Source organism: Candidatus Accumulibacter sp. ACC005, from assembly GCF_907163215.1.
Taxonomy (GTDB): domain Bacteria; phylum Pseudomonadota; class Gammaproteobacteria; order Burkholderiales; family Rhodocyclaceae; genus Accumulibacter; species Accumulibacter regalis.
In genome coordinates, this window is the sequence record NZ_CAJQUB010000014.1 from 62110 (window position 1) to 74473 (window position 12364).

7 protein-coding genes are annotated in these 12364 nt (G+C 64.4%); 5 read left to right on the top strand and 2 right to left on the bottom strand.

What is annotated here, in order from left to right; genetic code table 11:
* Positions 1-213 precede the first annotated feature (213 nt).
* The 5 genes from QZ613_RS16885 (at position 214) to QZ613_RS16905 (ending at position 10847) form a co-directional block, all read left to right on the top strand.
* Positions 214-795: a DUF3365 domain-containing protein gene (locus QZ613_RS16885; protein WP_043569738.1), complete on the top strand. Its 582-nt coding sequence runs from the start codon at positions 214-216 to the stop codon at positions 793-795.
* A gap of 365 nt (positions 796-1160) precedes the next feature.
* The gene (locus QZ613_RS16890; RefSeq protein ID WP_043569740.1) at positions 1161-3761 is read left to right on the top strand and encodes a [protein-PII] uridylyltransferase; all 2601 of its coding nucleotides are present in this window, start codon (positions 1161-1163) and stop codon (positions 3759-3761) included.
* 100 nt (positions 3762-3861) lie between these two features.
* Positions 3862-7257, top strand: a complete 3396-nt coding sequence (locus QZ613_RS16895) for a transglutaminase family protein (protein ID WP_043569742.1) — start codon at positions 3862-3864, stop codon at positions 7255-7257.
* Positions 7258-7296: 39 nt separating this feature from the next.
* Positions 7297-9855: a circularly permuted type 2 ATP-grasp protein gene (locus QZ613_RS16900; protein WP_043569804.1), complete on the top strand. Its 2559-nt coding sequence runs from the start codon at positions 7297-7299 to the stop codon at positions 9853-9855.
* A gap of 5 nt (positions 9856-9860) precedes the next feature.
* The gene (locus QZ613_RS16905; protein WP_291864050.1) at positions 9861-10847 is read left to right on the top strand and encodes a transglutaminase family protein; all 987 of its coding nucleotides are present in this window, start codon (positions 9861-9863) and stop codon (positions 10845-10847) included.
* 48 nt (positions 10848-10895) lie between these two features.
* Here the strand turns inward: QZ613_RS16905 and QZ613_RS16910 are convergent, their stop codons facing one another.
* Together QZ613_RS16910 and QZ613_RS16915 are read right to left on the bottom strand one after the other, a co-directional pair.
* Positions 10896-12140, bottom strand: a complete 1245-nt coding sequence (locus QZ613_RS16910; protein WP_043569747.1) for a hemolysin family protein — start codon at positions 12138-12140, stop codon at positions 10896-10898.
* Positions 12141-12344 (bottom strand): hypothetical protein, encoded by a 204-nt coding sequence (locus QZ613_RS16915; RefSeq protein WP_291983315.1) that lies wholly within the window; start codon positions 12342-12344, stop codon positions 12141-12143. It abuts the gene before it with no gap.
* Positions 12345-12364: the final 20 nt, after the last annotated feature.

A 12364-nucleotide genomic window follows, 5' to 3' on the forward strand; every position in this document is an offset into this window, starting at 1 on the left:
TGGGTTAGGAATCAACAAGCAGAAACCGTGCCAAACCACTAAAAAGCGTCAAGCGGGGCGAAGCCGCGCGACGAGGTGCGGGAGACGCCAGCGAAAGGTGCGCGAGACGCTCGTTAACGCACCGTTACGGTGCATGAGGGGCAAGCATCAGGGTGGCCGAACCAGACCCGCTGTAGTATATTAGCGCTTTCTTATATCTAATCGGGAGCGATCATGAAAGCGTCCACCGCAGCAGTTCTTGCCCTATCACTCGCCACGGCCACGCAGGCCGTCCGCGCGCAAGATACTGCGGCACTGATGAGCGAAACGCGCAAGACCGCAACGCCGGTCCTGCCAAAGGTGGTGCAGGCAATGCAGACAGCCGTTCAGGAACAGGGTCCAGTCGCCGCCATCTCCATCTGCAAGGAACAAGCACCACAATTGCTGCAGGAAATGCGGCAGCAAACCGGCTGGGCTATCCGCCGCGTCAGCCTCAAGGCGCGCAACGCGACGACGGGCACCCCTGACGCCTGGGAGGCGCGGCAACTGGCTGAATTCAACATCCAGGCGGCCAACGGCGCCGAGCTGCAGCACCTGGAAGTCGGCGAGATCGTGGTGACCGACAACGGACAACGCCAGTTCCGCTACATGAAAGCACTGCCGGCCATCGCGGTGTGCCAGACCTGCCACGGCCCCGCTGATTCACTGCCACCCGAACTCAGGGCCGCCCTGGCCAAAGACTACCCGCATGATCGCGCCACCGGCTACGTCGCTGGCGAGATACGCGGCGCCTTGTCTGTGACACGGCCACTGTAAGCCAAGGAAGGCGTCATTCAGACCGCGGCAGCGATGCGGCGGAGCGTCGTCGCCAGCCGGGCAGGCGTTTTGTGCAGGGTGCCGCGCGGAGGGCGCGCTTCAGTTCGCCGGCGCCGTCGCCGTCGCCCAAGGCAGAGCGTTCCCTACCTGCCAACGGTGGCGGCCGGAAATCCGCGCACGAATCTTGCTTACCGTTAAGACAGGGCATTTGCCGCGCCCCCTTGGGCTGCGCTAGCCGCGCTGATCGCACTGATCGCGCTAAAGCCAGGCCCTGGCGGGCCACCCTGATTAGCGAAAGACGAGATGAGAACAGCGACGATTTTTCCCTGGCCCGCGCCCTCGCCCAGGTCGGCCGGGCAAGAGCGATGAGCGCCGACAGCGACGCCCCAGGCGCGCTTGTCAGCGCCTTCAAGAAGCGCCTCCAGGACGGGCAAAGGGCGAGCGGAGAGCAGTTCCTGGCCGCGGGAGACGCTCTCCACCTGCTCCACGAGCGCTGCCACACGATCGACGCGGTCCTCTGCGAGCTCTGGCACGGTCTGCACCTGCCGCCCACGCTGGCGCTGCTTGCCGTAGGCGGTTACGGACGAGGCGAGCTGTACCCGGCTTCCGACATCGATCTCTTGGTTCTTCTCCCTGAGCAAGCCGACGATGCCCTGTCGACAAAGCTCGAACGCCTGGTCTGCCTGCTCTGGGACATTGGCCTGGACACCGGCCACAGCGTGCGCACCATCGAGCAGTGCCTGGAGCAGGCCGCCGGAAACATCACCGTACGCACGGCGATGATCGAAGCGCGCCTGCTGACCGGCAGCGCGCCGCTCTTCGCCGACTTTTCGCTGCGTCTAAGCCGCGACATGAACGCTGCCGATTTTTTCCAGAACAAACGAATCGAGCAGGAGGACCGTCACCAGCGATTCGCCGACACACCCTACAGCCTGGAGGCGAACTGCAAGGAAGGGCCGGGGGGCCTGCGCGACCTGCAGGCGATTCTGTGGATCACGCAAGCGGCCGGCTATGGCCGGTGCTGGAAGGACCTCGCACAACGTGGCTTCATCACGCCAGACGAGGAGAAGCTTCTGGAAGACAGCGAGGCCTTCCTGCGCGGGCTGCGCACGCGCCTGCACCTGCTCGCCGGACGCCGTGAAGATCGCCTGCTCTTCGAGTACCAGACGGCGCTGGCCGAGCAGCTCGGCTTCAAGGCCACGAACACCCGCCGCGCCAGCGAGCAACTAATGCAGCTGTACTACCGGCGAGCGAAAACGGTACTGCAGATCAACGCCATCCTGCTCCAGAACATCGGCGCGGCGCTCGTGCCCCCTCGGCAGGAACCACCGCAGCCGATCAACGAACGTTTCCAGAATGCGCACGAATTGCTCGACGTGGTGCACGAGGAGGTTTTCAGCGACGCCCCGCAGGCCATCCTCGAAGCTTTTCTCCTCCTCCAGCAACACGCGGGCCTGCACGGCATGACCGCCCGTGCGCAGCGTGCCCTGTGGCGAGCCCGCACCCTGATCGATGAGGATTTCCGGCAGCAGCCGGCCAACCGTACTCATTTTCTCGAGCTATTCACCTACGGTCATCGCCTGACACAGACCTTGCGCCGGATGAACCAGCTGGGTGTCCTCGGTCGCTACCTGCCGAATTTTGGACGCGTTGTCGGGCAAATGCAGCACGACCTCTTTCACGTGTATACCGTTGATCAACACATTCTGCAGGTGATACGCCGATTAAGACGGTTCACGATGGAGGAATTCGCGCACGAATACCCGCTCTGCAGCCGCCTGATCAGCGACTTCGGCAATCCCTGGGTGTTGTACATCGCCGCGCTCTTTCATGACATTGCCAAGGGGCGCGGCGGCGATCACTCGGAACTCGGCGAGGCCGATGCGCGGCAGTTCTGCTCGCTCCACGGCCTCGCCGAAGAGGAGGGCGAGCTGGTCGTCTGGCTGGTCGGACAGCACCTGCTGATGTCCCGAACAGCGCAAAAGCAGGACATCTCCGACCCGGCCGTGATTTCTCGATTCGCCGCCATCATCGGCGACGAACGGCGTCTCGTCGCCCTCTATCTGTTGACCGTCGCCGACATCCGCGGCACCAGCCCGAAGGTCTGGAATGCGTGGAAGGGCCAGTTGCTCGAACAGCTGTTCAGTGCCAGCCGGCGACACCTTCTGTCGAGCGAGGCACCGCCAATGGCCGAGGGTGTCATTGTCCAGCGACAGCAGGAAGCGCGGCGCCTGATGCGCTTGTTCGCACTTCCCGAAACGATCCATGAACGCCTCTGGGAACAGGTCGACACGGTGTATTTCCTGCGCCAGTCGGCCGAGGAAATAGCCTGGCACGCGCGCGTCCTCTACGACCAACGGCACGCCGACAAGCCGCTGGTCAAGGCGCGCCTCAGCCCCCTCGGCGGCGGCCTCGAGGTGATGGTCTATACGCACGACCAGCGCGACCTGTTCGTACGCCTGGTCGGCTTCTTCAGCCGCGCGGCCTACAGCATCGCCGACGCCAAGATCCACACTACCCGTGATGGCTACGCCCTCGACACCTTCGTCCTGCTCGACGTCGGTGATCGCGGCAGCAATCGGGCAATGATCAGTTACATCGAGCACGAACTGCTCGAACGCCTTTCCGGGTCAGCGCCGGCCGACATACCCGGCGGTGGACGCGTCTCGCGTCAGGTCAGGCACTTCCCGCTGCAGCCGCAGGTAACCATCCAGCCGCTGGTCAGCCTCGAACCCGACGAGACCGGAAAGCTCTTCGTGCTCACCGTCGTCGCCGCCGATCGCCCCGGTTTGCTGTTCCTCATCGCGACGCAACTGGCAGCCCATGGCGCCAATCTGCATACCGCCAAGATTGCCACGCTCGGCGAACGTGTCGAAGACACTTTCCTGATCAGCGGCAGCCATCTCGAGGACAGCGCAGGGCGTGTCAAACTGGAGGCTGATCTGCTCAAGGAGTTGCAGATTTGACGCCCCCACTGCGCCTCCTCCACCCTGTCCGCCGCCAACGCCGCGCCACGGTGCATGCCGCCTTTCTTGAACTTTCCCCGCCTCTGTCCTGGAGCTGACCGTGTCCATTCATGTTGCCCTCAATCACGTCACACATTACCGCTATGACCGCCCGATCAGCCTGGCACCGCAGGTTGTCCGCTTGCGGCCCGCTCCGCATTCGCGCACCCCTATCCTGAGCTACTCGCTGAAAGTGACGCCGGCACAGCACTTCATCAACTGGCAGCAGGACCCGCAGGCAAACTATCTGGCGCGCCTCGTATTCCCCAAGAAAACCAGCGAGTTTTGCATTGAAGTCGATCTGGTGGCCGAGATGTCGGTGATCAACCCCTTCGACTTCTTCCCCGAGCCCTACGCCGCAACATTTCCGTTCAAGTACGAGGCCTGGCAGCGCGAAGAGCTCGAACCCTATCTCGCACCCTTGCCGCTGACCCCATTGCTGGCCGACTTCCTGGCCACCGTCCCCAGGGCGCCGCGCGCCAGCGTCGATTTCCTGGTCGATCTCAACCAGCGGGTGCAGGGCAAGGTCGGTTACGTCATCCGCCTCGAGGCCGGCGTGCAGACCCCCGAGGAGACGCTCGGACTGGCGCTCGGCTCGTGTCGCGACTCGGCCTGGTTGCTGGTCCAGGTGCTGCGCAATCTCGGCCTGGCGGCGCGCTTCGTTTCCGGCTACCTGATTCAGTTGGTACCCGACGTGAAGTCACTCGACGGGCCTTCGGGAACCGATCACGACTTCACCGATCTGCACGCCTGGTGCGAGGTGTATCTGCCCGGAGCCGGCTGGATTGGGCTCGACCCGACCTCGGGCCTTTTCGCTGGCGAGGGACACATTCCACTCGCCTGTTCGCCGCAACCGTCTTCGGCGTCGCCGATCACCGGCCTGACCGAGAAGTGCGAATGCCAGTTCGAGCACCGCATGCAAATCGAACGCGTCTGGGAAGCACCCCGGGTGACCCGCCCGTACAGCGACGCGCAGTGGCAGCAGATCGAGGCTCTCGGCCATCAGATCGACGCCGACCTCGTCCGTGATGACGTGCGCCTGACCATGGGCGGCGAACCGACTTTCGTTTCCATCGACGACCACGACGGCCCGGAATGGAATACCGAAGCGCTCGGCCCGACGAAAAGGGTTCGCGCCGCGGAGATCTTTCGCCGCTTGCGGGAAAAGTATGCCGCACACGGACTGCAACACTTCGGTCAGGGCAAATGGTACCCGGGAGAGCAATTGCCACGCTGGTCGCTGAACTGTTTCTGGCGACGTGACGGGCAGCCGCTGTGGATCAATCCGGCCCTCTACGCCGACGAAAACCAGGACTACGGTGCCGACGAACAACTTGCCGGGCGCTTCCTGCGCCGACTCGCCGAGCACCTGGCAATCGATCCGACCTATGTCTTCGCCGCCTACGAGGACGTCTACTATCACCTGTGGCGAGAAGACCGGCTGCCGGTCAACGTCGACCCCTTCGACGCCCGCCTCGACGATGCGCTGGAGCGCAAGCGCCTGGCCCAGGTTTTCCGCCAGGGACTCGATCAGGTCGTCGGTCACGTGCTGCCACTGAAGGCCCGCCCACGGGGGGGCTGGCAAAGCGGCCCATGGTACCTGCGCGGTGGGCGCTGCTACCTGGTCCCCGGCGACTCGCCGGTCGGCTATCGACTGCCGCTCGATTCGCAGCCCTGGGTGGCCAAAGCGGACTATCCCTACGTGCACGCTCCCGACCCCACGCAGACTTTCCCGGCGCTGCGCCCGGCCAGCGACATTCGCGCGCAGTTCGCCGTCAGCCGCAGCCTCGGACTGCCGGCCGTCAACGCCGCGGTGAGCGGTGCGGCCTTTGCCGAGAAGGCGCGGGAAGACGTCGCCGAGGCGCTTGCCCGAGCCACCGAGGCCCCCGACCGCGCTGACGAAACCGCACCGGGAGACGGCGAGTCGGCGACTCTGGTCACCCGGACCTCGGTTTCGGCGCAGGCGCGCAAGGGCGTGCTCTACATTTTCATGCCGCCAACCGAGACGCTCGACGACTATCTCGAACTGCTTGGCGCCGTCGAAGCGACCGCCGAAGCGCTCGCCTCACCGGTCATCGTCGAAGGCTACGAGCCGCCCAGCGATCCGCGCCTGACCAACTTCCGGGTCACCCCGGATCCCGGTGTGATCGAGGTCAACATCCAGCCGTCAGCGACCTGGGACGAACTCGTCGCCCGCACGACGCATCTCTACGACGCCGCCCACCTGTCGCGACTGTGTACCGAAAAATTCATGCTCGACGGCCGCCACACCGGTACCGGCGGCGGCAACCACTTCGTCTTTGGTGGCGCAACGACGCTCGACTCACCTTTCCTGCGCCGGCCCGATCTGTTGCGCAGCCTGATCAGCTACTGGCACAACCATCCATCGCTCTCCTACCTGTTCTCGGGTCTGTTCATCGGCCCGACCAGCCAGTCGCCGCGCGTCGACGAGGCGCGCAACGATTCGGTGTACGAACTGGAGATCGCCTTCAGTCAGTTGCCCAAGGCGACCGCCGACGCCAGCGAATGCGTCGCCCCCTGGGTCATCGACAGGGCGCTGCGCAATCTGCTCATCGACTCGACCGGCAATACGCATCGCGCCGAGTTCTGCATCGACAAGCTGTACTCGCCTGACGGCGCCACCGGCCGACTCGGCTTGCTCGAAATGCGGGCCTTTGAAATGCCCCCGCACGCGCGCATGTCGCTGGCCCAGCAACTGCTGTTGCGGGCGCTGATCGCCCACTTCTGGCGTACGCCCTACGCACCCGGGCGACTGGTCCGCTGGGGTACCGAACTGCACGATCGCTTCATGCTGCCGCACTTCGTGAAGCAGGACTTCGACGACGTCATCGCCGACCTCGGCGGTGCCGGCTATGCGCTCGACAGTGCGTGGTTCGCGCCGCATTTCGAATTCCGCTTCCCGGCGCATGGCCGTATTTCGGCATTGGGGATGGAACTGGAATTGCGCCATGCGCTCGAACCCTGGCATGTGATGGGCGAACAGGGCGCGATCGGCGGCACCGCGCGCTACGTAGACTCCTCGCTCGAACGCCTGCAGGTCAAGCTGACCGGCATGGCCAGTGACCGCTATGTCCTCGCCTGCAACGGCCGCACGGTGCCGCTGCGGTCGACCGGCAAGGTCGGCGAGTATGTCGCCGGCGTTCGCTACCGGGCCTGGAACCCGCCCTCGGCGCTGCATCCGACGATCGGCGTGCACGTGCCTCTCGTTTTCGACCTGGTCGACACCTGGATGAAGCGCTCGCTCGCCGGCTGCCAATACCACGTCGAGCACCCCGGCGGTCGCAACCCCGATCGTTACCCGGTCAACGCCAACGAAGCCGAGGGGCGACGCCTGGCACGCTTCACGGCTTTCGGTCATACGCCCGGCGCGATCGAGGTGCAGGCAGCACCGAACAATACTGGCTTCCCGTTTACGCTAGACTTGCGGCGCTCCTGAAACCAGCTGGCCCGGGGTACTCCCGGGCCTGTTCATTTGATGCCGCGATCCTTGCTGTCAAGCTACCCGCAAACACCCGATCGCTTCGACGAGATGCTCGCCGAAGACGGCGGCATTCGCCCCGCGTGGCAGCCTTTCTTTGCCCACCTGGACGCGGCAACACCCGAGCAAATGCGCCACCGGCTCGATTACGTTCGCCGACGCATCCTCGAGAACGGCGTCACCTACAACGTCTATGCGGATCCCGAAGGCGCCGACCGGCCCTGGGAACTCGATCCGCTGCCGCTGATTCTTGGCGCTGCCGAATGGCAACAGCTGGCCGGCGCCGTAAAACAACGTGCCCGCCTGCTCAACGCCGTCCTGCGCGACCTCTACGGCGAGCAAACGCTGCTCAAGGACGGCACTCTGCCGCCAGCGCTGGTCTACGGCCACAACAACTTCCTCTGGCCCTGCCAGGGCGTCAAGCCCGCCGGCGACACTTACCTGCACCTCTACGCGGCTGATCTGGCACGCTCGCCTGACGGTCAATGGTGGGTGATCGCCGACCGCACCCAGGCGCCCTCAGGCGCCGGTTACGCGCTCGAAAACCGAACCATTGTCGGGCGTGTCTTCCCCGAGCAGTTCCGCGACCTGAACGTCCAGCACCTCGCGTCCTTCTTCCGTGAGCTTCAGGACGCGCTGGCGCATTGGGCTCCCCACGCCGATGAGGCGCCACTGATCGTCCTGCTGACACCCGGCCCGTACAACGAAACTTACTTCGAGCACGCCTATCTGGCACGCTACCTTGGTTTTCCCCTCGTCGAAGGACAGGATCTGACCGTTCGCGGCGAGTCGGTCTACCTGAAGACGCTCAACGGCTTGCGCCGTGTTCACGCCATCCTGCGCCGCCTCGACGACGACTACTGCGATCCGCTCGAACTGCGCGCCGACTCGGCGCTCGGCATCCCCGGCCTCCTGCAGGCGGTACGCGCAGGCACGGTGCTGATTGCCAACGCGCTTGGCAGCGGCCTGCTGGAGTCGGCGGCGCTACCGGGATTCCTGCCCGGCGCCTGCGCGAAGCTTCTCGGAGAGCCATTGGCAATGCCGTCGGTGGCGACATGGTGGTGCGGTGAACGGGCGGCGCTGGACTATACCATCGCCAACCTGGACCACCTGGTGATCAAGGGTTCCTACCCCTCGCAACATTTCGACCCCTTGTTCGGCAACGAGCTGTCCGGCAGCGACCGGGAAGAGATGATCGCCCGCTTGCGCGCCCGGCCGCAAGCCTATGTCGCGCAGGAACTGGTCAATTACTCACAGGCTCCGGCCTGGGGCCCGCAGCACAAGCGGCGCCTGCTACCGCGCGGCGTCGGCCTGCGCGTCTATGTCACCGCCACGCCGAACGGGCATGTGGTGATGCCGGGTGGCCTGACGCGCGTCTCGGCGGCATCGAACGCGCGCATCATCTCGATGCAGCGGGGCGGCTCGAGCAAGGATACCTGGGTGTCGACCGATGCCGTGGTGAGCACGTTCAGCCTGCTCAAGCACTCGGTCGGCAAGGCCGATCTGGTCCGCGGCGGCGACAGGCTGTCCTCGCGGGTGGTCGAGAATCTGTACTGGTTCGGGCGTTACAGCGAACGCTGCGACAAGACCGCGCGCCTGTTGCGCGTTGCCCTGTCGCGCCTGGTGGACGCCGGTGACGATGCGCTGCCCGCACTGACTTCAGCACTGGACCTCTGCCTGGCGCTCAAGCTTCTGCCCGTCGCCGAGCCCAAACCCGCCGGCGCCAGCGAGGCGAAAGTGCCGACCTCGCAGGCAGAGCGCGAAAGTCTGATGCTCGCGGCCATCTGCGGCGAGGAATGGGGCAGCGGGCTCGCTGGCGATATCCGCCGCCTACTGTGGGTTGCAGCACAGGTTCGCGAACGCTTCTCGCTCGACAACTGGCATGCTCTCAATCGCCTGCAGCACCGCTTGCAGACCTACAGCCGGCTGGGCAACGACGAATCGCGTCCGGAACTGGGAGAAGCACTCGCCTTTCTCGACCAGGTCTTGCTGGCGTCGTCGTCGCTGGCCGGCTTCGCGATGGACAACATGACGCGCGACGACGGCTGGCGTCTGCTGATCATCGGCCGACGTATCGAACGGCTGATCTTTCTCGCCAAAACGGTCGCCCACTTCCTGCGCCTGCAGTCGACCCGCGCACCGGGGGGGCTCGAGTGGTTGCTCGAACTGACCGACAGCATCATCACCTACCGTTCGCGCTACATGACGCAGCCCGAGCTCCTGCCAACGCTCGACCTGATCGTCTTTGACGATGCCAACCCGCACTCGGTGAGCTTTCAGCTGCAGATTCTGCTCCGTTACCTTGACCAGTTGGCGCGCTTACTCGGCGGCCCGCGTGAAGATGCACTGCCGTCGGTGCTGGAACGGCTGCAGGCCTTCGATCTTGCCAATTTCGAGGGCCAGAGCTTCGGCGACTGCCGTGCTTGCGACCCCTGCCTGCAACTGGCCGGCATTCTCGACGAGTCAGCAGCCGCCGCAGCCGCCCTTTCGGACCGCTTGGCGATGCGCTATTTCAGTCACGTCGGCGACGTCAGCCGCTACACCTTCACCTCTTGACCACCGTGACCTTGCCCGCCGCCCGCTACCATGTGGTTCATGAAACGACCTACCATTACGACAGCCCGGTTTCGCTGTCGCGCCAACTGCTGCACCTGACGCCGCGCGATTGCCCGTGGCAACGTTGCCTGGCACACCAGATCACCGTGTCGCCCGACGCCACCAGCAACCGCGAACGGCACGACAGCTTCGGTAATCCGGTCAGGGAACTGAGCATCGAGTTTCCCCACGACAGCCTCCAGGTCAGGGCCGAGAGCACCATAGAGGTATTGCCGCACCTGCCGGCTGACGCGCAGCTGGCACGCCTTGCCTGCTCACCGGAAGCAGTCGATGCCCGCGGCCGACAGACGGGGGAAGGCAGCTTGCACGCCTCACCGGCATGGGAAAAGGTGCGCGATGCGCTGGACTATGGATCGCGCCCGGTCCTGGTCGACGCCAGTCGCTTCCAGTTCGAATCTCCGCACGTGCGCGTGAAACACGAATTCGCCAGCTACGCCAGCAGCTGCTTCTCGCCACAAAGGCCGCTTCTGGAAGCGGTTCTGGCGCTGATGAGCCGCATCTACCAGGACCTGGAGTTCGACCCCGAAGCGACGACGGTAGCCACCCCCGTGCTGCAGGTACTGGCCGACAAGCGCGGCGTCTGTCAGGATTTTGCGCACCTGATGCTATCCTGTCTGCGCTCGCAGGGTCTGGCGGCACGCTATGTGAGCGGTTACCTGCTCACCCACCCGCCAGCCGGACAAGCGAGAATGGTCGGCGCCGACGCGTCACACGCGTGGATCTCCTTGTACTGCCCGGGACCGGGAGGAGGCTACTGGGTCGACTTCGATCCGACCAACAACCTGCTCCCCGACACCCACCACATCACGCTGACCTGGGGACGCGACTTCGCCGACGTATCACCGCTGCGTGGTGTCATTCTCGGCGGTGACGCGCACGAACTCGACGTTGCGGTGACCGTGACGCCGCTGCCCGAAGACGCAGACGGGTAGCGCCGCGGGCGAGACGCAACACCGGGTGTTGGGGCGAAGGCGCCAAGGCTACCAGACGATCTGTACTTCCTGAATCACCTGCGGGGTCGCACGCTGAATGGTGAACTTGATGCCCGCCACCTCGATTACCGTTCCGACTTTCGGGATTTCGCGGGCATTCTCGAGGAGAAAGCCCGACAAGGTATCGTAGTCGCCCTCGGGCAGCTTCAGTCCCAGTTTCTCGTTGAGCATCGACGGGTCGGCGCGGGCGCTGACCAGGTAGTCATGATGGCCAAGCTTCTTCAGCCACTCGGCCGGCTTCTCCTGGCGGTCATACTCGTCCTGCATGTCCTCCATGACCTCCTCGATGATGTCCTCGATGGTGATGATTCCTTCGGCACCGCCGAACTCGTCCATCACCACGGCCATCGCATCGCCGTCCTTGCGCAACTCGACGAGCATCGACTCGGCGCTCTTGCTGCCAGGAACATAGTGCGTCGGGCTGATGTAGGACTCGATCGAAGCAGACTCGTCCACGCCCAGCAGGTCCATCGTGTTGAGGACCCCGATGACGCGATCGATCCGCCCATCGAAGACGGGCAGACGGATGTGCGAGCCGGCGACTGCCAAACGAATCGCCTCACCCACCGTGCAGCTCTTCTCAACGGCATCGACGTCAATCAGCGGCACCATGACCTTTGAAACGGTCGCCTCCGAGAAATTGAACATGCGCCGGATCATGTTCTTTTCGATCAACTGGATATCACCGCCCTCGTGCGGCGGCATCTGCACCATGCTTTGAATCTGCTCGCGCAAGGTGAAGGGGTTGTGCTCCTCCGCACCACCGGCGAGCCGCGAAAGAACCTTCGACAGCGTCACGAAAACGATCAGGAGCGGGGAAAAGAGGATCGAGAAGAAGCGCAGCGCGTAGATCAGGTAGGGCGCCATGACGTCGGCGCGCTGCTGGAAGATGCTCTTGGGAACGATCTCACCGAACACCCAGATCAGGGGCGCGACGACGAGCACCGCCATCCAGCCACCGGCGTCGCCAAAGATGGAGATCATCATCGCGGTCGTGATCGTGGAGTTGGCGACCACGGCAATATTGGTCCCAACCAGCGTCGTCGACAGCAGCCATTCCGGCCGTTTCTCCAGCATATCGAGAGCCAGGCGAGCGCCCCGCGAACCCTTGGCCGCGTCGTGGCGCAGCTTCATGCGGTCGGCGCTGACGATGCCCAGCTCGGATCCGGAAAAGAAGGCTTCCGCGATCAGGCAGATAAACATGAACAGAACGGTGAGCCAGATATCCGCCATTTAGACGCCCTCCACTTTCTTTGCCGGCTCGACTGGAGCGTTTTCAGGCTCGGCAACCACCGCCATCGGGCTGCCAGGCGCCTCGCTCACGCCCGGGCTCTCGACGCTGGCGCTTACCTCTTCGCTGTCGCTCGCTTTGGCGGGTGGTTCGACCAGGACGCGGCTGATGCGGTTGAACTCGACGCTCTCGACGGTCAGCTTCATGCCACAAAGGACAATCGAAC